This window comes from Geodermatophilus sp. SMS 5-13 (assembly GCF_059428245.1).
On sequence record NZ_CP165729.1, the window covers coordinates 2,833,039 to 2,856,001 of the forward strand.

General features: G+C 73.5%; 24 protein-coding genes. 5 read left to right on the plus strand and 19 right to left on the minus strand.

Going from position 1 to position 22,963, the window contains the following annotated elements; genetic code table 11:
- Positions 1 to 23: 23 nt before the first annotated feature.
- On the plus strand, positions 24 to 941 hold the full coding sequence (locus tag AB3388_RS13790) for a 5'-3' exonuclease (RefSeq protein WP_495411463.1): 918 nt from the start codon (positions 24 to 26) through the stop codon (positions 939 to 941).
- A 19-nt stretch (positions 942 to 960) separates the two neighbouring features.
- Here AB3388_RS13790 and AB3388_RS13795 read toward each other — a convergent pair whose 3' ends face one another.
- The 8 genes from AB3388_RS13795 to AB3388_RS13830 form a co-directional block, all read right to left on the minus strand.
- Positions 961 to 1,614 (minus strand): DUF4333 domain-containing protein, encoded by a 654-nt coding sequence (locus AB3388_RS13795; RefSeq protein WP_495411335.1) that lies wholly within the window; start codon positions 1,612 to 1,614, stop codon positions 961 to 963.
- Between the two features lie 95 nt (positions 1,615 to 1,709).
- On the minus strand, positions 1,710 to 4,556 hold the full coding sequence (locus AB3388_RS13800; RefSeq protein ID WP_495411336.1) for a DEAD/DEAH box helicase: 2,847 nt from the start codon (positions 4,554 to 4,556) through the stop codon (positions 1,710 to 1,712).
- A gap of 152 nt (positions 4,557 to 4,708) precedes the next feature.
- Positions 4,709 to 5,611 (minus strand): diacylglycerol/lipid kinase family protein, encoded by a 903-nt coding sequence (locus tag AB3388_RS13805; RefSeq protein ID WP_495411337.1) that lies wholly within the window; start codon positions 5,609 to 5,611, stop codon positions 4,709 to 4,711.
- 17 nt (positions 5,612 to 5,628) lie between these two features.
- Positions 5,629 to 6,570 carry a twin-arginine translocase subunit TatC gene (gene tatC / locus AB3388_RS13810; protein ID WP_495411338.1) on the minus strand — a complete coding sequence of 314 codons (942 nt, stop codon included), beginning with the start codon at positions 6,568 to 6,570 and terminating at the stop codon, positions 5,629 to 5,631.
- Between the two features lie 26 nt (positions 6,571 to 6,596).
- Entirely contained in the window at positions 6,597 to 6,926 is a 330-nt protein-coding gene (gene tatA, locus AB3388_RS13815; protein ID WP_495411339.1) for a Sec-independent protein translocase subunit TatA, read from the minus strand.
- A gap of 95 nt (positions 6,927 to 7,021) precedes the next feature.
- Complete coding sequence (locus AB3388_RS13820; protein WP_495411340.1) at positions 7,022 to 7,222, minus strand: hypothetical protein; 201 nt, start codon at positions 7,220 to 7,222, stop codon at positions 7,022 to 7,024.
- A gap of 10 nt (positions 7,223 to 7,232) precedes the next feature.
- Positions 7,233 to 8,228 carry a helix-turn-helix transcriptional regulator gene (locus tag AB3388_RS13825; RefSeq protein ID WP_495411341.1) on the minus strand — a complete coding sequence of 332 codons (996 nt, stop codon included), beginning with the start codon at positions 8,226 to 8,228 and terminating at the stop codon, positions 7,233 to 7,235.
- Complete coding sequence (locus AB3388_RS13830; RefSeq protein ID WP_495411342.1) at positions 8,225 to 9,196, minus strand: helix-turn-helix transcriptional regulator; 972 nt, start codon at positions 9,194 to 9,196, stop codon at positions 8,225 to 8,227. Before AB3388_RS13830 ends, AB3388_RS13825 begins: the two co-directional genes overlap by 4 nt.
- A gap of 55 nt (positions 9,197 to 9,251) precedes the next feature.
- On the opposite strand from AB3388_RS13830, the gene AB3388_RS13835 reads away from it, so the two are divergent.
- The 3 genes from AB3388_RS13835 (at position 9,252) to AB3388_RS13845 (ending at position 11,122) form a co-directional block, all read left to right on the plus strand.
- Positions 9,252 to 10,379: a DUF3866 family protein gene (locus AB3388_RS13835; protein WP_495411343.1), complete on the plus strand. Its 1,128-nt coding sequence runs from the start codon at positions 9,252 to 9,254 to the stop codon at positions 10,377 to 10,379.
- 79 nt (positions 10,380 to 10,458) lie between these two features.
- Positions 10,459 to 10,941: a DUF6325 family protein gene (locus AB3388_RS13840; protein WP_495411344.1), complete on the plus strand. Its 483-nt coding sequence runs from the start codon at positions 10,459 to 10,461 to the stop codon at positions 10,939 to 10,941.
- A gap of 1 nt (position 10,942) precedes the next feature.
- Positions 10,943 to 11,122, plus strand: a complete 180-nt coding sequence (locus tag AB3388_RS13845) for a hypothetical protein (RefSeq protein ID WP_495411345.1) — start codon at positions 10,943 to 10,945, stop codon at positions 11,120 to 11,122.
- Positions 11,123 to 11,159: 37 nt separating this feature from the next.
- On the opposite strand, the gene pafA is transcribed toward AB3388_RS13845, so the two are convergent.
- The 8 genes from pafA to AB3388_RS13885 form a co-directional block, all read right to left on the minus strand.
- The gene (pafA, locus tag AB3388_RS13850) at positions 11,160 to 12,518 is read right to left on the minus strand and encodes a Pup--protein ligase (protein ID WP_495411346.1); all 1,359 of its coding nucleotides are present in this window, start codon (positions 12,516 to 12,518) and stop codon (positions 11,160 to 11,162) included.
- An 80-nt stretch (positions 12,519 to 12,598) separates the two neighbouring features.
- A complete protein-coding gene (gene prcA / locus AB3388_RS13855) occupies positions 12,599 to 13,492 on the minus strand; it encodes a proteasome subunit alpha (RefSeq protein WP_495411347.1) in 894 nt (297 codons plus the stop codon).
- Positions 13,493 to 13,495: 3 nt separating this feature from the next.
- Positions 13,496 to 14,338, minus strand: coding sequence for a proteasome subunit beta (gene prcB / locus AB3388_RS13860; protein WP_495411348.1), 843 nt, complete (start codon positions 14,336 to 14,338; stop codon positions 13,496 to 13,498).
- Positions 14,339 to 14,450: 112 nt separating this feature from the next.
- Complete coding sequence (locus AB3388_RS13865; RefSeq protein WP_495411349.1) at positions 14,451 to 15,155, minus strand: endonuclease domain-containing protein; 705 nt, start codon at positions 15,153 to 15,155, stop codon at positions 14,451 to 14,453.
- Positions 15,156 to 15,180: 25 nt separating this feature from the next.
- Positions 15,181 to 15,390, minus strand: coding sequence for a ubiquitin-like protein Pup (locus AB3388_RS13870; protein WP_495411350.1), 210 nt, complete (start codon positions 15,388 to 15,390; stop codon positions 15,181 to 15,183).
- Between the two features lie 90 nt (positions 15,391 to 15,480).
- A complete protein-coding gene (dop, locus tag AB3388_RS13875; RefSeq protein ID WP_495411351.1) occupies positions 15,481 to 16,986 on the minus strand; it encodes a depupylase/deamidase Dop in 1,506 nt (501 codons plus the stop codon).
- A gap of 148 nt (positions 16,987 to 17,134) precedes the next feature.
- Positions 17,135 to 18,778 carry a proteasome ATPase gene (arc, locus tag AB3388_RS13880; protein ID WP_495411352.1) on the minus strand — a complete coding sequence of 548 codons (1,644 nt, stop codon included), beginning with the start codon at positions 18,776 to 18,778 and terminating at the stop codon, positions 17,135 to 17,137.
- A 266-nt stretch (positions 18,779 to 19,044) separates the two neighbouring features.
- Positions 19,045 to 19,890 (minus strand): tRNA (adenine-N1)-methyltransferase, encoded by an 846-nt coding sequence (locus AB3388_RS13885; RefSeq protein WP_495411353.1) that lies wholly within the window; start codon positions 19,888 to 19,890, stop codon positions 19,045 to 19,047.
- Between the two features lie 96 nt (positions 19,891 to 19,986).
- Between AB3388_RS13885 and AB3388_RS13890 the strand changes: the two genes are divergently transcribed.
- A complete protein-coding gene (locus AB3388_RS13890) occupies positions 19,987 to 20,904 on the plus strand; it encodes a RecB family exonuclease (protein ID WP_495411354.1) in 918 nt (305 codons plus the stop codon).
- A gap of 23 nt (positions 20,905 to 20,927) precedes the next feature.
- Here AB3388_RS13890 and AB3388_RS13895 read toward each other — a convergent pair whose 3' ends face one another.
- The 3 genes from AB3388_RS13895 to AB3388_RS13905 form a co-directional block, all read right to left on the minus strand.
- Positions 20,928 to 21,629, minus strand: a complete 702-nt coding sequence (locus AB3388_RS13895; protein ID WP_495411355.1) for an HAD family hydrolase — start codon at positions 21,627 to 21,629, stop codon at positions 20,928 to 20,930.
- Between the two features lie 69 nt (positions 21,630 to 21,698).
- Positions 21,699 to 22,499, minus strand: a complete 801-nt coding sequence (locus AB3388_RS13900) for an AfsR/SARP family transcriptional regulator (RefSeq protein ID WP_495411356.1) — start codon at positions 22,497 to 22,499, stop codon at positions 21,699 to 21,701.
- Between the two features lie 88 nt (positions 22,500 to 22,587).
- On the minus strand, positions 22,588 to 22,800 hold the full coding sequence (locus AB3388_RS13905) for a hypothetical protein (protein WP_495411357.1): 213 nt from the start codon (positions 22,798 to 22,800) through the stop codon (positions 22,588 to 22,590).
- Between the last annotated feature and the right edge of the window lie 163 nt (positions 22,801 to 22,963).

Consider the following 22,963-nt stretch of genomic DNA (forward strand, 5'->3'; position numbering starts at 1 on the left):
TACCGTCCGCGGGCGTGACCACCATGCTGCTGGACGCGGCCAGCCTCTACTTCCGGGCGTTCTACGGCGTCCCGACCAGCGTCACCGCACCCGACGGGCGCCCGGTCAACGCCGTCCGGGGGTTCCTCGACATGACCGCGCGGCTGGTGACCACGCACGGTCCCACCCGGCTGGTCGCCTGCTGGGACGACGACTGGCGCCCGGAGTTCCGCGTCACCGCGCTGCCGTCGTACAAGGCGCACCGGGTGGCGCCCGAGGGGGGCGAGGAGGTGCCCGACGAGCTCTCGCCGCAGGTGCCGGTGCTGATCGACGTGCTCGCCGCGGCCGGCATCGCGCGGGTCGGCGCGCCCGGGTTCGAGGCCGACGACGTCATCGGCACGCTGGCCACCCGCGCCCGCGGCCCGGTCGACGTGGTGACCGGCGACCGCGACCTGTTCCAGCTGGTCGACGACGAGCGGGGGGTCCGCGTGCTCTACACCGCGCGCGGCATCACCGACATCGAGGCGGTCGACGAGGCGGCGGTGCGCGCCAAGTACGGCATCCCGGGGCGGGCCTACGCCGACTTCGCGGTGCTGCGCGGCGACCCGAGCGACGGCCTGCCCGGCGTCGCGGGCGTGGGCGCGAAGACGGCGGCCGCGCTGATCACGGCGTTCGGCGATCTGGCCGGCATCCGGGCGGCGGCGGCGAGTGCCGTCGTCCCCCGGCCGCCGCTGACCGCCGCCGTCCTGAAGAAGCTGCACGCGGCGCACGACTACCTCGACGCCGCGCCCGTCGTCGTGGCCGTGGAGCGGCACATCGACCTGCCGCCGGTCGAGGGCGAGCTGCCGCGCGCCCCGGCCGACGCCGGGAAGCTCGCCGTCCTGGCCGAGCGGCACAACCTGGACTCGCCGCTGCGCCGGCTCGGCGCGGCGCTGGGCTGGCCGGCGGACGCGCTGGACTGACGCGCCCGCCGGCGGCCGGTCAGGCCTCCGACCAGGTGTAGGTCGGCGGGGTGGCGTCCTCGTCGGTGATCGAGATCGTCAGCGTGACGTCCTCACCGTCGGCGGTGGTGCCGCTGCACCGGTAGGTCGAGCCGTTGCTGACCTCCATGTCGTCGGGGCAGGACAGGTCGATCGCCACGCCCTCGCGCTGCTCGAACTGCGCGGCCACCTGGCTCGCGGTGTCGGCCGGGTCGAGCACCTTCGAGCTGAGGACCAGGGTGAGGACCACCGCGCCGCCGATGAGGACGACCGCGGCCGCGACCAGGCCGAGGATCAGGCCGGTCCTCGACTTCTTCGGCTGGCCGTACGGCTGCCCGTAGGGAGGCGGGCCGTACGGGGCCTGCCCGTAGGGAGCCTGGCCCGGCTGTCCGTAGCCGGGAGCGCCGTAGGGCTGACCGGGTTGGCCGTACTGCGGCCCCGGCTGGCCGTAGCCCTGACCAGGCTGCCCGTACGGTCCGGGCTGCTGACCCGGCTGGCCGTAGCCCTGGCCGGGCGGGCCGTACGGCTGACCCGGCCGGCCGTACCCGCCCTGTCCGTACCCGCCCTGCCCGGGCCCGCCGTGCTGCGGCCCGGGCTGGCCGTACGGACCGCCGGGCTGTCCCTGCTGGCTGCCACCCTGCGGTGGGTAGGTCATCGTCGCTCCTGATCGCGCTGTCTGCAGCCTGCTGGCGCGCAGGCGTTGGGATTGTGCCCTACGCGGGGGGCCGCGACGGCGAGGCGAAGCGCAGCTCAGCCGCCCACCGCGACGGCGACCACCCCGCGGCGCACCCGGCCCACCGCCGCGCGGGCCGTGGCCGCCACCGGCTCCTCGGCGACCTTGGCCAGCTGGTCGAGCAGGTCGACGAGCTGGCGGGCCCAGCGGACGAAGTCCCCGCCGGAGAGCTCGGTGCCCGCCTGCTCGGCGCCGGCCAGCACCCGGTCGAGGCTCTGCCCGTCGGCCCAGCGGTAGGCCGCCCACGCGAAGCCGAGGTCGAGGTCGCGGGTGAGCGGAACGCCCTGGTCGGCCTCGAGCTCCTCCAGCCGCAGCCGGATCCGGCGCATCTCGGCGATCGCCGCCGCCACCTTCCCCGCCGGCACGGCCGGCTGGCCGGGGGTGTCCCGGCGGGCCTCGAACACCACCGTCGAGACGGCGGCGGCCAGCTCGGCGGCGGTCAGGCCGCGCCAGACGCCGGCGCGCAGGCACTCCGCGACGAGCAGGTCGGCCTCGGACCACACGCGGGCCAGCCGCCGGCCCTCGGCGGTCACCAGGGGGACGTCGTCCACCGCCGGGACGACCTCGGTGTCGGCCTTCACCAGCGGCGCGACCTCGGGCACGAGGTAGCCGAGCTCCTCGAGGACGTCGCAGGTGCGGTCGAACTGCCGGGTCAGCGAGCCGGTGCGCTCGGCCATCCGGTGCTGCAGCGCGTCGGCCTCCTTGACCGCCCGGAACCAGCGCTCGGCGATCCGCACCCGCTCCTCGCGGTCGGGCAGCGCGTGCACGGGGTGCGCGCGCAGGGCCGCGCGCAGGTCGGCGAGCACCGGGTCGTCCGCCGCGGCGGAGCGGGCCTTCACCCGGCGGGCGCCCAGCTCGTGCTCGACGCGGGCGTTGCGCAGCGTGGAGGCCAGGTCGCGGCGGGCGTGCGGGCTGCGGTGGTTGAAGTTCTTCGGCACCTTCACCCGGGCCAGCGCGCTCACCGGCGTCGGGAAGTCCACCGGGGACAGCCGGCCGGCCCACTTGTCCTCGGTGAGCACCAGCGGCCGCGGCTCGGCGAGGTCGGTGACCCCCGGGTCGAGGACGACGGCCAGGCCCTGGCGGCGCCCGGACGGCACCCGGATCACGTCGCCGGGGCGCAGCGCGGCCAGCGCGTCGGCGGCCTCCATCCGCCGCTTGGCCTGCGAGTCCCGGGACAGCGCCTTCTCGCGGTCGGCGATCTCCCGGCGGATCTGGGCGTAGCCGGCGACGTCCCCGGACTCGCAGCGCATCTCCTCGGCCCACCGCTCGGCGTCCTTCTCGTGCCGGGCGGCGGCCCGCGCCAGGCCGACGACCGACCGGTCGGCCTGGAACTGGGCGAACGAGGCGCCGAGCAGCTCGCGGGCCCGGGCCCGGCCGAACGAGCCGACCAGGTTGACCGCCATGTTGTAGCTGGGCCGGAACGACGAGCGCAGCGGATAGGTGCGGGTGCTGGCGAGGCCGGCCACGACCGCCGGGTCGACGCCGGGCGCCCAGATGACGACCGCGTGCCCCTCGACGTCGATGCCGCGCCGCCCGGCCCGGCCGGTGAGCTGGGTGTACTCGCCCGGCGTGACGTCGACGTGCGCCTCGCCGTTCCACTTGACCAGCCGCTCGAGGACGACGGTGCGCGCCGGCATGTTGATGCCCAGCGCCAGGGTCTCGGTGGCGAACACGGCCTTGACCAGGCCGCGGACGAAGCACTCCTCCACCGTCTCCTTGAACGCCGGCACCAGGCCGGCGTGGTGCGCGGCCAGCCCGGCGAGCAGCCCCTCGCGCCACTCCCAGAAGCCGAGGACGTGCAGGTCCCCCTCCGGCAGCGAACCGGTGCGCTCGTCGATGATCTGCGCGATCTCGGCGCGCTCGGCCTCGTCGGTCAGCCGCAGCCCGGAGCGCAGGCACTGGTTGACCGCGGCGTCGCAGCCGTTGCGGGAGAACACGAAGGTGATCGCGGGGAGCAGGCCGGCGCGGTCGAGCCGCTCGATGACGACCGAGCGCTCCGGCGGGCGGTAGCGGGGGCGATGGCCGTACTCCCGGTCGCGGCCACGTCCGTTGCCGCCGCCCCAGGTGTCCAGGCGGCGCTCGTGCTCGCGGACGAAGCGGACCAGCTCGGGGTCGACGACGGAGGCGCCACGCTCGCGGGTGGACTGCGCGCGCGGTTCGAGGCCCTGCTCGCCGGCGTGCGCGGCCGGGCGGAGGCTGAACAGGTCGAACACCCGGTTGCCGACCAGCATGTGCTGCCACAGCGGCACCGGGCGCACCTCGCTGACCACCACCTTCGTGTGGCCGCGGACGGTGACCAGCCAGTCGGCGAACTCCTCGGCGTTGCTCACCGTCGCCGACAGCGAGACCAGCGTGACCGACTGCGGGAGGTGGATGATCACCTCCTCCCAGACCGCGCCGCGGAACCGGTCGGCGAGGTAGTGCACCTCGTCCATGACCACGTAGCCGAGGCCGTCGATCGCCGGGGAGTCGGCGTAGAGCATGTTGCGCAGCACCTCGGTGGTCATCACGACCACGGGGGCGTCGCCGTTGATGGCGTTGTCGCCGGTGAGCAGGCCGACCTGCTTCTCGCCGTAGCGCTCCACCAGGTCGTTGAACTTCTGGTTGGACAGCGCCTTGATCGGCGTCGTGTAGAACGCCTTGCGGCCCTCGGCCAGGGCCTTGTGGACGGCGAACTCGCCGACGACGGTCTTGCCGGCGCCGGTGGGCGCGCAGACGAGGACGCCCGAGCCCTCGTCCAGCGCCTCGCACGCCTCCACCTGGAAGGGGTCCAGCGAGAAGCCGAGCTCGGCGGTGAAGTCGGCGAGAGTCGGATGGGCGGTGCGCCGCCGTGCGGCCGCGTACCGCTCCGCAGGGCTGGACATGACTCCACGTTAGGCGCACCTGGACCGGATCAAACCGGCGGTCGCGGTCGCGGCGGCGCGGCCACGATCAGCCCAGCTGATCCGAGCGGTTCCTGGCTCACGGCGCACGGTGTGCCAGGACCCGCCGCGGCGAGCTCAGCTGATCGTGGCGGTCACGCCGGGCGAGACGTGGTGCGGCCGGCGCCGACGACGCGGACCGCGCCGGGCACGCACTCGGCGACCACCGGCAGCGGCGCCACCGCCTCGCCGTCGGCGTAGGTGGTGACCCCCGGGCAGGACAGCTCGACGCGGGCCGCCCGGTGCACGGTGACCGCGGGGTGCTCGACGTGCGTGCCGGCCGTCAGCCGCGGCCGGGACCGCACGAGCTCGCGGCGGGTCATCGGGCCGACGACGGTGACGTCGAAGCGGCCGTCGGCGGGGTCGGCCCCCGGGCAGACCCGCATGCCGCCGCCGTACCAGGACGTGTTGCCGACGGCGATCAGCGTCACCGGCTGCGTGCTGCGCTCGCCGTCGAGGACCATCGTGACCTCGCGCGGCCGCAGCCGGGCCAGCTCGGCGAGGATGGCCACGTCGTAGCGCCGCCGGCCGCGGGGCCAGCGCAGCCGGTTGGCGCGGTCGGTGACCGCCGAGTCGAAGCCGCAGCACAGCACGGTGGCCCACCAGCGGTCGCCGGTTCGCCCCGCGTCCATCGTCGTCGCCGTCCCCTCGGCGAGGTCGGCGGCCGCCGCGTGCGCCGCCGCGACCGGGTCCACCGGGACGCCGAGTGCGAGGGCCAGGTCGTTGCCGGTGCCCGCCGGGACCACCGCCAGCGGGGTCGCCGTGCCCGCCACCGCCTGCAGCGCGGCGTGCGCGGTGCCGTCCCCGCCGACGGCGACGACGGCTGCGGCCCCGGCGGCCACCGCCGCGGCGGCCTGCCGCTCGGCGTCGGTCCGGCTGGTGGCCGGCAGCACCTTCGGCATCAGCCCGCCGGTGCGCAGCGCGTCGAGCACAGACGCGGTGACGGCGTGCGCCCGTCCCCGGCCCGCGGCGGGGCCCACGACGACGGCGACGTCCACGGAGCGCGCGGCGGAGCTCAGCCGCGGGAGCGCGTGGCCCTGCCGCCCTGCGCCACGTCGTCGTGCTCGACCCGGAGGTCGTCCTCGATCGGCGAGGGTGCCGCGTCCAGCGGCGAGGCCTCGTCGTCGGACAGGTCGTGGAAGTGCTCGGTGGCCGCCCGGCGGGCCCGCCGCTTGTCGACGACGCGGGCGATCTGGATGGCCACCTCGAACAGCACGATCATCGGGCCGGCCATCAGCAGCATCGTGAACGGGTCCTGCGTCGGCGTGATGAACGCGGCGAAGACGATGGTGAGGAAGAAGATCCACCGCCGGCTCTTGCGCAGCACCTCGTAGGACAGGGCGCCGACCAGGTTGAGCGCGACCGCGATCAGCGGCACCTCGAAGCTGACGCCGAAGGCGACCAGGAGCGAGAGCACGAAGCCGATGTAGTCCTGCGCGGTGAGCGCCACGACCACGCCGTCGCCGGCCAGGCCCAGCAGCAGCCGCAGCCCGGCCGACAGCGAGATGTAGGACAGGGCCGCGCCGAGCGCGAACAGCATCGTGGACGCCGCGACGAAGGCGATCCCGTACTTCTTCTCGTTGCGCTTGAGGCCCGGGGTGATGAACGCCCAGAGCTGGTAGAGCCAGAACGGCGCGGAGAGCACCGCCCCGGCCAGGAAGCTCACCTTGAGCCGGATGAACACGCCGCCGAAGACGTCGGTGATCAGCAGGCCGCAGCCGCCGCCCGAGTCGCCGTAGCGCAGGTTCTCCGGGAGGTTGCAGTACGGGGCGCGGATGAAGTCACCCAGCCCGTGGGAGTACCACCAGAAGGCGATGGCGGTCCCGATGAGCAGGGCCAGCAGGGCCTTCGCGACCCGGTTGCGCAGCTCGCGCAGGTGCGCGATGAGCGTCATCGTCGCCGCGGCGTCGCGTGGCTCACGACGCCGGCGGCGGCGCGGGCGGCCTTCCTCGCTCACGGTCGGTCCGTCCCCCGAGACAGCGGTCAGATGCGGCGGGCCTGGTCGGCGCGGTTGCGCAGCTCGGCGGCGCGCGCCTCGGCGGCACGGGCCTCGGCCTCGGCGGCGTCGGCGGAGAGCTGGGCCGAGAGGTCACCGGACGCGGGCACGGCGGGCGGGACGACGTCACCACGGACCGGGCTGGTCGTCGCGGCGTCCTTGCCCTTCAGGTCGTCGTCCTTCATGCCCTTCATCTCGCCCTTGAAGATCCGCAGCGAGCGGCCGAGGGAGCGCGAGGCGTCGGGCAGTTTCTTGTACCCGAAGAGCAGCAGGATCGCCAGGACGATCAGTCCGATCTCCAGCGGGCCGAGGTTCATCGGGTTCCTCCGTGTATGTGGGGCGGCTTGCCGAAATGCTACGCCGGGATGACCTGGGATCCGGCCCCCCGAGCGGGGGGGAAGGCCATCCCCGATCAGGGCGTGCGCTCGGTGCGGGCCTCCCCCGCCCGGGCCGCCGCCTGCTGCAGCCCCTCGAGCACGGGGCGCACGTCCCGGTCCAGCGCCGCGGCCTCCCGGCCGAGCCGCCGCAGCGCGCCCAGCGTCAGGTACGCCAGTGAACCCAGGACGACGACGGCGAGAACGCCGACGGCGATCCACACGACGAGCAGCAGCACGGGGCCGACCCTAACCAGCCGGGCGGGTCGCCGGCTCGGCGTCGCCGGTGTAGCGCGCCAGCGCCGCCCGCGCCTCGGCGGTCACCTGCCGGGCCAGCTCGGCCGGCTCGTCGACGACCGCGGCGCCGCCGAGCGAGGCGACCAGCCGCCGGGCCCAGGCGAGGTCGGCGGTGCGCACGGTGACCGCGAGCCCGCCGGGCGGGTCGTCGACCGGGTGCACGTCCTCCACCGGGTAGTAGTCGGCGACCCAGCGGGCGGTGCGGGCCAGCCGCAGCCGGACCGCCGGTGTGCCGGCCGCGGGCTGGTAGACCCCGCCCTCGAGGTCGCGCTCCTCCGCCTGCGGCGGCGGGGCGGCCGGCTCGTCGAGGACGCGGACGTCGTCCACCCGGTCCAGCCGGAACAGCCGCACCCCCTCGGCCCGGCGGCACCAGGCCTCCAGGTACCACTTGCCGTCGACCAGCAGCAGCCGCATGGGGTCGACCGTCCGCTCGGTGCGCTCGTCGCGGGTGGGCACGTAGTAGTGCAGGTGCAGCGCCCGCTTGCGCTCCAGGCCCTCTCGGACGACGGCGAGCGCCTGCTCCCGCGCGTCGACGCTGACCGCGACCGGGGTGACCCGCTCCCCCGCGTGCCCGGCGGCGCTGGAGACCTTGGCCAGCGCGCGGCTGACCGCGTCCCGCTCGGCCAGGCCGGGCAGCTCGAGCAGCGTGCGCAGGGCGACGACCAGCGCGACCGCCTCGTCGGTGGTCAGCCGCAGCGGGCGGACCATACCGGCGGTGAAGGTGACCCGGACGCGGTCACCCTCGAAGGCGAGGTCGATCAGGTCGCCGGGGCCGTAGCCGGGCAGGCCGCACATCCACAGCAGGTCCAGGTCGCGGCGCAGCTGCTTCTCCGGCACGCCGAAGTCGCGGGCGGCCTCGGCCAGCCGCACGCCCTCCGGCCGCGCCCGCAGGTACGGCACGAGGGTGAGCAGCCGGGTCATTCGGTCGGCGGTGGACGGCGTGCTCATGCGGTCATCGCCGCGAGTCGGGTCAGCCGCTCGACCACGGCCCGGCGCACCTCGGCCGGCCCCTCGACGACGACGTCCGCGCCGTAGGAGGCCAGCTCGTCGGCGAGCCGGTAGGGGTCGCTGGTGCGCAGCTCCAGCCGGTCGTCGCCGTCGTCGGCCGGGCCGAGGGAGGTGGCGTGCCGGCGCAGGCCGATCGCCGTCCCCGGCCGGGCACGGACGACGACCAGGTGCTCCTCTCCCCCGTCCTGGCCCGCGACGATCTCGGCCAGGTCCAGGTCGGCCGGCGGCTCGAACGCCTCGGCCGGGCCGACCGGCTTCGGCGTGCCGACCACCCGGGAGAGCCGGAAGACCCGCGGCGCCTGCCGGTCGAGGTCGAAGCCGACCAGGTACCAGCGGCCGTGCCAGGCCACGACCCCCCACGGGTGGACGCGCCGGCGCGCGGGGGCCTCCTCGTCGGGGCGGCGGTAGCCGAACTCCAGCAGCCGGCGGTCGCGGGCGGCGGCGTAGCAGGGCTCGAACGCGGGCTCGCCGGCGTCCAGCCGCGGCTGCAGCGGGATCGACCGGCCGGTGTCGACGTCGATGCCGGCGGCCTTGAGCTTCACCTGGGCGCTGTGCGCGGCGCCGGCCAGCTGCGCGGACTCCCACAGCCGCAGCGCCAGGCCGACGGCGGCGGCCTCCTCGCCGGTCAGCGTGATCTCGGGCAGCTCGTAGTCGGCGCGGGCGATCCGGTAGCCGTCCTCGGTGTCGAAGACGCTGGTGCGGCCGGTCTCCAGGGGCACGCCCATCTCGCGCAGCTCGGCCTTGTCCCGCTCGAACATCCGCTTGAAGGCCTCGTCGGCCCGGTCGGAGCCGTCGTCGGGCTCGTAGCCGGGCACGGTGGCGCGGATCCGGGCGGCGGTCACGTACTGCCGGGTGCCGAGCAGGGCGATGACCAGGTTCACCAGTCGCTCCGCCCGCTTCGCCGCCACGCGCCCAGGCTAGTCAGGCGCGGCGCCCGGCGAGCGCGCTGGCTAGCCTGCCTTGGTGAGCAGTCTGGGGGGATCACGCATCCGCTGGCGTCGCGGCCGCGTCACCGCGACCGGGAAGGCCTGGCGCGACGCGCTCGAGCTGACCGTCGAGGTGCCCGACGACGGGGAGATGAAGGCGCTGGCCCACCCGTCGCTGGTCGGCACGCCCGAGGTCGGCGACGACGTGCTGCTCAACACGACGGCCTGGGCGCAGCGGCTCGGCACGGGCGGGTACGCGCTGGTCGTCGCCGTCCCCGACCGGCTGCCGCCGGACCCCGAGGGCCCCGGGCACCTGGTCAAGGCCCGCTACACGCCGCTGCAGGTGACCGTGCATGGCGTCGACGAGCAGGAGACCGAGCACCACGCCACCATCGCGGCCGCCGAGGACCTCGGCGGCATGCCGGTCGTCGTCGCCGATCTGCACTCGGCGCTGCCGGCGGTGCTGATCGGGGTGCTCGCCACCGACCCCGACCTCAAGGTCGCCTACGTGATGACCGACGGCGGGGCGCTGGTCGCGGGCTTCTCCCGGACGCTGTCGGCCCTGGCGCCGTCCCTGGTGGGCGTGGTGACCGTCGGGCAGGCCTTCGGCGGCGACGTGGAGGCGGTCACCCTGCACACCGGGCTGCTGGCCGCCCGGCACGTGCTGGGCGCGGACGTCGCGATCGTCACCCAGGGCCCGGGCAACCTGGGCACCGGGACGCCGTGGGGCTTCTCCGGCGTCGCGGCCGGCGAGGCGTGCAACGCGGTGAGCGTGCTCGGCGGCGAGCCGGTCGGGGCGCTGCGGATCTCGGAGGCCGACCCGCGGCCGCGCCACCGCGGGGTCTCCCACCACTCGCTGACCGCGTTCGGCCGGGTCGCCCTGGCCGGGGTGACGCTGGTGGCGCCGCGGGGGCTGTCGTCGGAGCTGGGCGGGCAGATCGGCGAGGACCTGGCCGGCCAGCCCGAGCGCAACGAGGTCGTGTGGGTCGACACCGTGGGGCTGGACGACGCGCTGAAGCTCTCGCCGGTGCCGCTGTCGACCATGGGCCGCGGGCTCGAGGAGGAGCGCGCCTACTTCCTCGCCTCCGCGGCCGCCGGGCGGTACGCGGCGCTGCGGGTGCCGGTGGCCGAGGACGACCTGCCGGCCGGCGGCGAGCCTTCCTGAGCTACTCGTCCGCTGCGGGTGATGCCGCCGCGCGCGGACGGCGAAGGATCGGCGCATCCCCTGAGCAGGAGGCGGTGTCATGACCGATCAGCTGGTCCAGGCCCCCGAAGCGGTCGACGAGCTGGGGCCGGTCGACTGGATCGTCGTCGAGTTCCCAGGCAGCGAGTTCAAGGGCGAGATCGCCGGCACCCTCGACGACCTGGTCCAGCGCGGCATCATCCGGGTGCTGGACCTGCTGATCCTCCGCAAGGGCGAGGACGGCGAGCTGGACGTGTTCGAGCTGTCCGACTTCGAGGAGGACGGCGAGCTGGGCGCGCTGCGGACGTACGAGGCGGGACTGGCGATGCTGCTCAGCGCCGACGACGTGGCCGCCGTGGCCGAGGCCGTCGCGCCGGGCAGCACGGCGGGCCTGCTCGTGTGGGAGAACCTCTGGGCGGCGCCGTTCGGCTCGGCGGTGCGGCACGCCGGCGGTCAGCTGGTCGCCAGCGGCCGGATCCCGGTCCAGGCCCTCCTGGCCGCCCTCGAGGAGGACGACGCCTACGTCGAGGACGAGGAGGCCTGAGATGGGCATCGCACGCAGGCGGATGCGGCGCGCGGCCGTGATCGGCCCGGCCCCGGTGGCCCGCACCGCGGCCACGGTCGGCACCGCCGCCGTCGTCGCGCACGGGGTCCATCGGCGCACCGAACGGCGCGACGACCGCCGGGAGTTCCGCCAGGAGGAGCGCTGGGAGCGCCGCAGGTGACCTGATGGAACGGCCCCGCAGATGAGGCCCCCTTCTGCTACATGCTGGCGATCAGCTTGTCCACGCGCTCGTCGACGGCCTTGAACGGGTCCTTGCACAGCACGGTGCGCTGCGCCTGGTCGTTAAGCTTGAGGTGCACCCAGTCGACGGTGAAGTCGCGGCGCTTCTCCTGGGCGCGGCGGATGAACTCGCCGCGCAGCCGCGCGCGGGTGGTCTGCGGCGGCACGTTCTTCGCCTCGAACACCCGCGGCTCGTGGGCCACGCGGTCGACCTGACCGTTGCGCTCGAGCAGGTAGTACAGCCCGCGGGTGCGGCTGATGTCGTGGTAGGCGAGGTCCATCTGCGCGATCCGCGGGTGGGAGAGCGGGAGGTCCCGCTTGGCCCGGTAGCGCTCGATGAGGCTGAACTTGGTCGCCCAGTCGATCTCGCGGTCGATGAGGCTCAGGTCCTCGGTGTCGACGGCCTTGAGCACCCGGCCCCACAGCTCCAGCATCTGCCGGTGCACCGGGCCGAAGCCCTCGCGGTCGGCGAAGTCCACCGCCCGGTTGTGGTACTCGGTCTGGATCTCCAGCGCCGACATCTCCCGGCCGTTGGCCAGCCGGACCTTGCGGCGGCCGGTCATGTCGTGGCTGATCTCGCGGATCGCCCGGATCGGGTTCTCCAGCGTCATGTCCTTGACCGGGACGCCGGCCTCGATCATGCGCAGCACGAGGTCGGTCATGGTGACCTTGAGCAGCGTCGTCGTCTCGTTCATGTTCGAGTCGCCGACGATGACGTGCAGCCGCCGGTAGCGCTCGGCGTCGGCGTGCGGCTCGTCGCGGGTGTTGATGATCGGGCGGCTCCGCGTCGTCGCCGAGGAGACGCCCTCCCAGATGTGCTCGGCGCGCTGGCTGACGCAGTAGATCGCCCCGCGCGGGGTCTGCAGCACCTTGCCGGCGCCGACGATGATCTGCCGGCTGACCAGGAACGGGATCAGGACGTCGGCCAGCCGGCTGAACTCGCCGTGCCGGCCGACCAGGTAGTTCTCGTGGCAGCCGTAGCTGTTGCCGGCGGAGTCGGTGTTGTTCTTGAACAGGTAGATGTCACCGATCACGCCCTCCTCGGACAGGCGCTGCTCGGCGTCGACCAGCAGGCCCTCGAGGATCCGCTCCCCCGCCTTGTCGTGGACGACGAGCTCGATCAGGTCGTCGCACTCGGCCGTGGCGTACTCCGGGTGGCTGCCGACGTCGAGATAGAGCCGCGAGCCGTTGCGCAGGAAGACGTTCGAGCTGCGTCCCCAGGAGACCACCCGGCGGAACAGGTAGCGCGCGACCTCGTCCGGGGACAGCCGGCGCTGGCCGCGGAAGGTGCACGTGACGCCGTACTCGGTCTCGATGCCGAAGATCCGTCGGTCCACGCCCCGAGACTAGGCGTCGGGAGCGACGATGGCTGGTACCCCGCGCACCGTCCCCCGGTCCCGACGAGAAACTGCGGAGGTCAGCCCTCGCCGCCCAGCTCGTCGTCGTCCACCGGTGTCCGGGCGGCCTCACCGCTGTCCTCGGCGCCGCCGGCGGTGTCGGGCGCCTGGGGGTCGCCCAGGCCGGCCGGGGTGCCGGGCGCCGACACGCTGGGCGCGTGCGCGGAGGTGAGGGTCTCCTCGGCCTCCGGGGCGCCGTCGTCCTCACCGAGCGTCCGGCGCAGCGCGGCGCCGACGACGCGGCGGAAGGCCCGCTTGGGCCGCCGCCGGTCGAGGACGGCGACCTCGAGCTGCTGGGAGGTGAGCTGCGACGGTCCGCCGTTGCCGGCGCCGGCCGTGACCGGGCTGACCGCGGACAGCGCGCGGACGCCGACCTGCAGCGCGTCGGCCAGGCCCATGCCGGGCAGGAAGTGCTCACGCAGGTGCCCGGTGACGGCGTCGGCCTGCCCGCCCATGACGACGAAGTCCGGCTCGTCGACGACCGAGCCGTCGAAGGTCAGCCGGAACAGCTGGTCGGTCTCCGGGCTGTCCCCCACCTCGGCGACGCAGAGCTCGACCTCGTAGGGCTTCATCTGCTGGGTGAAGATCTCGCCGAGGGTCTGCGCGTAGGCGTTGGCGATCACCCGGCCGGTGACGTCGCGGCGGTTGTAGCTGTAGCCGCGGACGTCGGCCAGGCGCACGCCGGCCACCCGCAGCGCCTCGAACTCGCTGTAGCGGCCGACCGCGGCGAAGCCGATGCGGTCGTAGATCTCGCCGACCTTGTGCAGCGTGGAGCTGGGGTTCTCGGCGATGAACAGCACGCCGTCGGCATAGGTGAGGACGGCGACGCTGCGGCCGCGGGAGATGCCCTTGCGGGCGTACTCCGAGCGGTCGCGCATGAGCTGCTCGGGCGAGGCGTAGTACGGCATCGTCATGGCTCAGCCCTGCCCCTCGTTGTCGGCGCGCTCGGCCACGACGGCGTCGGCGACCGCGGCCACCTCGGCGTCGGGCAGCCGGACGGTGCCCTCGGCGTCGACGCGGTAGACGATCGGGTACAGCCGGCGCACGGGGTCGGGGCCGCCGGTGGCCGTGTCGTCGTCGGCGGCGTCGTAGAGGGAGGTGACCATGGAGCGCAGGGCGGCGTCGCCGTCGAGCCCGGGCCGCCAGGTCTTCTTCAGCGAGTTCTTGGCGAACAGGGAGCCGGAGCCGACCGAGGCGTAGCCGCGCTCCTCGTAGTTCCCGCCGGTGACGTCGTAGCTGAAGATCCGGCCGGGGCTGGTGCCCTCGGCCGCGTCGAGGTCGTAGCCGGCGAACAGCGGGACGACGGCCAGGCCCTGCAGCGCGGCGCCGAGGTTGCCGCGGATCATCTGCGCCAGCCGGTTGGCCTTGCCGTCGAGGCTGAGCGTGAGTCCCTCGATCTTCTCGTAGTGCTCGAGCTCGACCTGGTAGAGCTTGACCATCTCGATCGCGATGCCCGCGGCGCCGGCGATGCCGATGACCGACCACGAGTCGGCCGGGTAGACCTTCTCGATGTCGCGCTGGGCGATCAGGTTGCCCATGGTGGCGCGGCGGTCGCCACCCATGAGCACGCCGTCGGCGTACGTGGTCGAGACGATCGTGGTGCCGTGCGGCGTGAGATCACCGACCGGCAGCGTGGGCAGCGGTCGCCGGCCGGGCAGCAGATCGGGCGCGGCGACGGCGAGGAAATCGGTGAACGAGGAGCCCACTCGGTCCAGGTAGGCGGGGCTGAACCCGCTCCTGCCTGCTGACGACTCGTGCACCCATCCGCCTCTCCCGCCGCGCGCTCCGGCGTCGATCGTCGTGTCGGTTGGACCCTACCGGCGACCCGTGGGCGCGGCTGTCCGCCTCGGGCGAACAGCGCTGCTGGGCTGATCAGCCGTCGAGGAGGATCCCGGGCGGCAGCGGACGCCGGACGCGTCCGGCGTCGTGCTGGAGCAGCGCCTGCACCCGAGCCCGGACACGGCGTTGGTGGGAGGTGAGCCGTGCGGGGCGTGTGTCAGCCGGCCGCGCGGTGGCGGCCTGTCGATTCCGGTGCCGCTCGACATGGTCAGCGGCGGCTCGGATGACATCGGGGTCGTCTTGCAGCAGTCCGAGGCCCTGGTTGCATCGCTGGCAGAGCAACTGCCGGATCGCCTCGGCTTCGTGGTCGTGGTCGAGATGCTGTGGCTCGGGGTCGCCGCAGATGGCGCAGCGATCGTCCTGCGCCATCCGGATCTCGCTCACTTCTTTCCGGATGAGCTTGTACTTCCGGTAGAAGTACCCATCTCGGTCGAGGGATGCCTTGCAGGGCTTGCACATGCTGCCGAAGCCAGAGGTTGTTCGGCTGTTTCTCGTGTAGTTCTCGTGCGAAACCGGCTGCTCGCAGGAAGGACACCATCGGAAGCCGTCAGGAACCCACGAGTGGTCGCGGACTTCCTTGCCGAGCTGCCGCCGGCTCTCTCGGTACCAGGTCTTGCTGCGTTCACGGTTGCAGGCCAGGCAGGAGAACGAGAGACCGTCTCCGAGGGACTGATTCCGGCCGAACTCGGCAGTCGGCTTGACCACCCCGCAGCCGGGGCAGCGCTTGGTCGGAGCCATCACACTGCTCGACTACGCAGGGTGATCACTCCCCTCCCTTCTGCACGTACGACCTCACGAACTCCTCGGAGTTCTCCTCGAGCACCTCGTCGATCTCGTCGAGGATGGAGTCGATGTCCTCGGACATCTCCTTGTGGCGCTCGGCGACCTCGGTGTCGACCGAGGCCTCGACCTCGTCGGTCTCCTCGCGGGTCCTGGTCGCCCGCGTCTGCCCGCCGGTGTCCCTGGTGGCCATGCTGCCCTCCGGTGCGCTCGTGGCTCGATGCCTAGGGGGAAGGTACCCGCCGGCACCGACATCTCACGGTCATCCGGAGCGGGCGAGACGTCAGCCGCCGGTGATCGTGTCGACCAGCTCCTGCGCCGTCGACGTCGACTCGAACAGCTCCCCCACGTGGTCGCGGGTGCCGCGCAGCGGCTCCATCGTCGGGATCCGCACGAGGTTCTCCCGGCCCAGGTCGAACACCACCGAGTCCCAGGACGCCGCCGCCACCTGCGAGGGGTAGCGCCGCAGGCACTCGCCGCGGAAGAAGGCCCGCGTGTCGGTGGGCGGCGAGGTCATCGCCCGGGTCACCTCGTCGTCGGTGAGCAGCCGCTGCATCGAGCCGCGCGCCACGAGCCGGTGGTAGAGCCCCTTCTCGGGCCGCACGTCGGAGTACTGCAGGTCCACCAGGTGCAGCTGCGAGTGCCCCCACGACAGCCCGTCCCGTGACCGGTAGCCCTCCAGCAGCCGCAGCTTCGCCGGCCAGTCCAGCCGGTCGGCGCAGCGCATGGGGTCCTGGCCGAGGTCCTCGAGCACCTCGGCCCAGCGGCGCAGCACGTCGAGGGTCTGCTCGTCGGCGTCCCCGCGCTCCTCGACGAACTTCTGCGCCTGCTCCTGGTAGAGCCACTGCAGCTGCAGCGCCGTCATCCGGCGACCGTCGCGCAGCCGCACCTGGTGGGTCAGCGACGGGTCGTGGCTGACCGCCTGCAGCTCCGCGACCGGCTCCTCGAGCGCGATCACCTCGGTCAGCGCCCGCGCCTCGATCATCGCCAGCACCAGCGACGTCGTCCCCACCTTGAGATAGGTGGACAGCTCGGCGAGGTTGGCGTCGCCGATGATCACGTGCAGCCGCCGGTACTTGTCGGCGTCGGCGTGCGGCTCGTCGCGGGTGTTGATGATCGGCCGCTTGAGCGTCGTCTCCAGGCCGACCTCGACCTCGAAGAAGTCCGCGCGCTGGGAGAGCTGGAAGCCGTGCGTGCGGCTCTCCGTGCCGATGCCCACCCGCCCCGAGCCGGCGAAGACCTGGCGGGTGACGAAGAAGGGCACCAGCCCGCGGATGATGTCGATGAACGGCGTCCGCCGGTCCATCAGGTAGTTCTCGTGCGCGCCATAGGACGCGCCCTTGCCGTCGGTGTTGTTCTTGTACAGCTGGATCGGCTGGGTGCCGGGGACCCGCGCGGCCCGCCGCGCCGCCTCGGCCATCACCTGCTCCCCCGCCTTGTCCCAGAGGACGACGTCGCGCGGGTTGGTCACCTCGGGCGTGGAGTACTCCGGGTGCGCGTGGTCGACGTAGAGCCGGGCGCCGTTGGTGAGGATGACGTTGGCCATCCCCGAGTCCTCGTCGAGGTCGGTGTGGTCCAGGGCCTGCGCCGGCGAGAGGTCGAAGCCTCGGGCGTCGCGCAGCGGCGACTCCTCCTCGAAGTCCCAGCGGGGACGGCGCGGCGTCGGGGCCTCGGCCACCGCCCACGCGTTGACGACCTGGCTGGACAGCGTCGTCGGGTTCGCGGTCGGCTGACCGGGCACCGAGATGCCGTACTCCACCTCGGTGCCCATGACCCGCCGCACGCTCATGCCCCAACCCTAAGCCGCGCGGCCCGACCCTGGGACGACGACGGCCCGGCCCCTGCCGCAGCGGGGACCGGGCCATCCGGTGACGTGCTGGAACGGCCCTGCTGCAGGGGCCCGCGCCGAGCGTGCGAGGCGTGGGGCAGCACGGTCCTTACAGGTACTGGCCGGTGTTCGTGGCGGTGTCGATGGCCCGCCCGGACTCGTTGCCCTTGCCGCTGATGAGCGTGCGGATGTAGACGATCCGCTCGCCCTTCTTGCCCGAGATCCGCGCCCAGTCGTCGGGGTTGGTCGTGTTGGGCAGGTCCTCGTTCTCCTTGAACTCGTCCAGGCACGCCGCCATGAGGTGGCCGACCCGGAGCCCCGGCGTCCCGGTCTCGAGGTTCTCCTTGATGGCCATCTTCTTGGCGCGGTCGACGATGTTCTGCAGCATCGCGCCGGAGTTGAAGTCCTTGAAGTACAGGACCTCCTTGTCACCGTTGGCGTAGGTCACCTCGAGGAAGCGGTTCTCCTCGCTCTCGGTGTACATCCGCTCGACGGTCCGCTGGATCATCCGGTCGATCGTCATCTCCCGGCTGCCGCCGTGCTCGGCCAGGTCGTCGGGGTGGATCGGCAGCTCGGTGGTCAGGTACTTGGTGAAGATGTCGCGGGCGGCCTCCGCGTCCGGCCGTTCGATCTTGATCTTCACGTCCAGCCGGCCGGGCCGCAGGATCGCCGGGTCGATCATGTCCTCGCGGTTGGAGGCGCCGATGACGATGACGTTCTCGAGCCCCTCGACGCCGTCGATCTCCGACAGCAGCTGCGGCACGATCGTGCTCTCGACGTCCGAGGAGACCCCGGACCCGCGGGTGCGGAAGATCGAGTCCATCTCGTCGAAGAACACGATGACCGGCGTGCCCTCGCTGGCCTTCTCGCGGGCCCGCTGGAACACCAGCCGGATGTGCCGCTCGGTCTCGCCGACGTACTTGTTGAGCAGCTCCGGGCCCTTGATGTTCAGGAAGTACGAGCGGCCCGACTTGGATCCCGAGTCCTCGCCGCTGACCGCCGCGACCTGCTTGGCCAGCGAGTTCGCGACCGCCTTGGCGATCAGCGTCTTGCCGCAGCCGGGCGGGCCGTAGAGCAGGATGCCCTTCGGCGGGCGCAGCTGGTACTCGCGGAACAGGTCGGCGTGCAGGAACGGCAGCTCGACCGCGTCCCGGATCTGCTCGATCTGCCGGGACAGGCCGCCGATGTCGCCGTAGTCGATGTCGGGGACCTCTTCGAGGATGAGCTCCTCGACCTCGCTCTTGGGGATCCGCTCGTAGACGTAGCCCGACCGCGACTCCAGCAGCAGCGAGTCGCCGACCCGCAGCGGCTGGTCGGTGAGGGAGTCGGCGAGGTAGACCACCCGCTCCTCGTCGGTGTGCCCGATCACCAGCGCGCGCTGGGTGACGCCGTCGATCGGGTCGAGCAGCTCCTTGAGCATGACGACGTCGCCGGACTTCTCGAAGCCGTGGGCCTCGACGACGTTCATCGCCTCGTTGAGCATGACCTCCTGGCCGGGGCGCAGGTCGTCGGCCTCGACGTTCGGCGACACCGACACCCGCAGCTTGCGGCCGCCGGTGAAGACGTCGACCGTGCCGTCCTCGTGCCGGGCGAGGAACACGCCGTACCCGGACGGCGGCTGCCCGAGCCGGTCGACCTCCTCCTTGAGGGTCACGAGCTGCTCACGCGCCTCGCGGAGGGTCCCGGCCAGCTTGTCGTTGCGCTCGGAGAGGAACGCCGCGCGCCCCTCGGCCTCGGCGATCCGCTCCTCCATCACGCGCACCTGACGGGGGCTGTCGGCCACCTTGCGGCGAAGGAGAGCGATCTCCTCCTCCAGGTAGGAGATCTGACTCAGCAGGCTCGCGACGTCACGTTCACGCCGCGTTCGCCCTTCCTCAGGACCCAGGCCCATCGCGCACCTCCGCACACATCGGGGGGAGCCAGGACGCAAATCTATACACGCGCTCCGACAACGTGCCGGGGGCCGGCGCGGGTCTGAGACAGCTGCGCCGAACTGTTACCCGGCGTTCCCCGGACTGATCAACTCTTCTGCGGACGACGTTGTCTCGTCGGGGCCACGGCGCCCTCCGCCAGCCGCCGCGCGGTCACCAGGAAGGCCGTGTGCGCGACCATCCGGTGCTCCGGGCGGACGGCGAGCCCGACGGCGTGCCAGGGTCGCAGCAGTGTTTCCCAGGCGTGCGGTTCGGTCCAGACGGCCTGGGCCCGCAGCGCCTCCACGTAGGTCGACAGCTGCGTCGTCGTGGCCACGTAGCCGACCAGGACGCCGCCCGGGCGCAGGGCCGCGGCCACCGTCGGGAGGACCGCCCACGGCTCGAGCATGTCGAGGACGACGCGGTCGACGATCTCCTCCGCCGGATGCTCAGCAAGATCGCCGTGGCGCAGCGCCCAGTTACCCGGGACCTCGCCGAAGAAACTGCCGACATTGGCCCGGGCGACGTCGGCGAAGTCCTCGCGCCGTTCGTAGCTGGTCACCGAGCCCTTCTCCCCCACCGCCCGCAGCAGCGAGCAGGTGAGCGCGCCGGAGCCGGCGCCGGCCTCGAGCACCCGCATGCCGGGACCGATGTCGCCGAAGCCGACGATCTGCGCGGCGTCCTTGGGGTAGATCACCTGGGCGCCGCGGGGCATGGAGAGGACGAAGTCGGCCAGCAGGGGCCGGAACGCCAGGTAGCCGGTGTTCGCCGTCGAGAACACGACGGAGCCCTCCGGAGCCCCGATCAGGTCGTCGTGCTCGATGGCGCCGCGGTGCGTGTGGAACTGCTTGCCGGGCTGGAGGACGACGGTGTGCAGCCGTCCCTTGGGGTCGGTCAGCTGCACCCGGTCGCCGACGGCGAACGCCCCGGGAACGGTCTCCTGCTCCGTGGTCACGAGCGGCCAGCCTACGGAGGAGGCGGATGTGACCCCTGTCCCCTGCTGCGGTGCGGGGGCTCGGAACTGTCGGCGGTCCGACCTAGCCTCGGAACCATGACGGCGATGGTGCAGACCGGGCAGCCCGCGGACAGCGGTCCTGCCTCTTCCCCGGACGCTCCCCGCCGGCCCTCGCTCTCCCCGAGCCGGGCGGCCGACTTCAAGACCTGTCCCCTCCTCTACCGCTTCCGCACGATCGACCGGCTGCCCGAGCGCAAGAGCCGGGCCGCGGTGCGGGGCACGCTCGTGCACGCGGTGCTCGAGCGGCTCTACGACCTCCCCGCGCGCGAGCGCACGCCCACGGCGGCGCAGGAGCTCATCGCCCCCGCCTGGGCGGAGCTGCAGGAGGCCGACCCCGAGGTCGCCGAGCTGTTCGCCGAGGGCGCCGACGACCAGCCGGCCGAGACGCTCGAGGCGTGGCTGACCTCGGCCGGCCGGCTGGTCGAGGCCTACTTCACCCTCGAGGACCCGACCCGCATCCAGCCCGACGGCCGGGAGCAGCTGGTCGAGGTCACGCTGCCCGACGGGCTGCTGCTGCGCGGCTACGTCGACCGGCTCGACGTGGCGCCCAACGGGGCGCTGCGGGTCGTCGACTACAAGACCGGTTCGATGCCGCGCGAGGCATTCGAGGCCAAGGCGCTGTTCCAGATGAAGTTCTACGCCCTGGTGCTCTGGCGCGTCCGCGGCGTGGTCGCCAGCCAGCTCAAGCTGCTCTACCTCGGCGACGGCGACGCCCTGACCTACGCCCCCGACGAGGATGAGCTGGTCCGCTTCGAGCGCACCCTGCAGGCGATCTGGGCGGCGATCGAGCGGGCGGTCTCCACCGGCGACTTCCGGCCGAGCCCGAGCCGGCTGTGCGGCTGGTGCGACCACCAGGCGCTGTGCCCGTCCTTCGGCGGCACTCCCCCGCCGTTCCCGGCGGAGGCCGCCGCGGCCGCGGGCTGGGCCACCCTCCCGGTCATCGATCGGGACTGACGAGGCAGCGGGCGGCCGGGGCGTCAGGCGGCCGGCTGCTCGTCGTCCCGGGCCGCCACCAGGTCCGCCAGGTCGCGCAGCGTGACGCCGGCGAGCGTGGTCCGCAGCGTCAGGCCCGGTGCGGGCGCGATCGTCGACAGCGAGGGCACGCCGAGCACCGCCGCGCCGGCCGCGAGCCCGGCCGCGGCGCCGGACGGCGAGTCCTCGAGGACGACGCAGCCGAGCGGGTCGACGTCCAGGGCCGCCATCGCCTGCCGGTACGGCGCCGGGTCGGGCTTGGTCGCCGGCACCTCGTCGCCGCAGACCGTGACGTCGAAGGGCTCCGTGCCGAGATCGTCGGCCATGCGGGTGAGCAGGGAGGCGGCCAGCCGCCGCGGCGTCGTCGTCACCAGGGCCGCCGCCAGGCCCGCGGCGCGCACCTCGGCCAGCAGCTCGCGTGCGCCCGGCCGCCAGCTGAGGTCCCGGTCGAGCAGCTCGACCATGAGGTCCTCGACCCAGACGGCGTCGGCGACCAGCTGCTCGTCGTCGGCCGCCATGCCGAGGTCGGCGTACAGGATGCCCAGGGCCACCGGCATGCTCGTGCCGACCGTCGCCGCCCGGGCGGCCGGCGTGACCTCGCCGCCGTGCCGGCGGGCCAGCGCCGCGAGCGCGTCGCCCCAGATCTCCTCGGTCTCGACGAGCGTGCCGTCCATGTCGAAAAGGACCGCGTCCACAGGTTGCCGCACGTCATCCCACTGTCCACGACCGAGCAGCGGACGCGGTAGGAGGTGTGACCAGAGTCGCCCTGCGGCGCCTCAGCCGGTGAGCACCCGCCGCCGGACCGGCAGGGCCGGCGCGGTCGCCGAGCGGCCGCAGCCCGGCTCGGTCATGGCGAAGAGGTCCGCGGCCGGCTCGACGCCGAGCTCGCGCCGGACCAGGGTCCGGTAGGCGGCGAAGCACCGCAGCACCTCGATGTGGTTGCCCTCGGCCAGGTGGGCGCGCAGCAGCGCGCGCTGCGCGCTCTCCCGCAGCGGCTCCACGGCCACCGCGGTCAGGGCGACGTCGACGGCCTCGGCGCAGCGGCCGGCCTGCAGGAATCGGTGGCTGAGCGCCTCGAGGGCGTGCAGGACCCGCTGCCGGAGCCGCTCGCGCTCCAGCAGCGCCCAGTCCTCGTACCACCCGGGGAGCAGGTCGAGGGCCTCGGTCCAGTAGGGCGAGAGCGTCAGCTCGGCGGCGGGCGTCGCGCCGGTGATCAGCCGGGTCGCCCAGGCGCTGACGAGGTCCAGGTCGACGGCGACGTCGTCGCGCAGCTTCACCGTGGTCTTGTCCGCCACGAGAACGTCGACGTCGGCACCGCGCAGCCGCCACAGCGCCGACCGGAGGTTGCCGGCGGCCCGCTCCTCGCTGCCGACCGGCCACAGCGCGCCGGCCACCTGCCGTCGCTCGACCCGCCGGCGGTGCAGAGCCAGGAAGACCAGCAGCCGCTTGCTCCCCTCGGGCACCTCGTGCCGGCGCCCGCCGTTGCTGACGTAGGGCCCCTCCCCCAGCAGGTGCAGGACGCAGCTGAGGGCGGCGCCCTCCCCCACCGCAGGCGCCTCGGACGGCAGCACGGTCATGGCGCCTCCCCCGCTGGACTCCGCTTGCAGTCGGTGCCGCGACCGACCGTAGGGGGAAGGCGTCACGGACACGTCACGTCCGCCGTGCTCAGCGGCCCGCGGGCGGCTCGAAGGCGGCGAGGAAGTCGTGCACGAGCTGGATCGTGTCCTCCAGGCTGGCCAGGTCGTGGGTGCGGTCACCCCCCGGCTCGAGGACGTCGGGATCGAGCACCACCCGGTACCAGATCCCCCCGTCCTGCACCTGGACCCGGACGTAGCACGCGCCCGTCCGCGCGGGCACCGGCGCGGGGAACGGCGACACGCGCCCCTCGGCGCCCGGCGGGGGGCGGGGTCGCCGACCGCCGGGCCGTGACGGGGTCATCGCCGGTCATGGCGCCCGGGCGCGACGCCCGCTCGGAGCGGCGGTCCGCCGTCCCTGATGTCTGCAGCCCGGCTCGTCCACCCAGCCACCGGGCCAGTCTTCG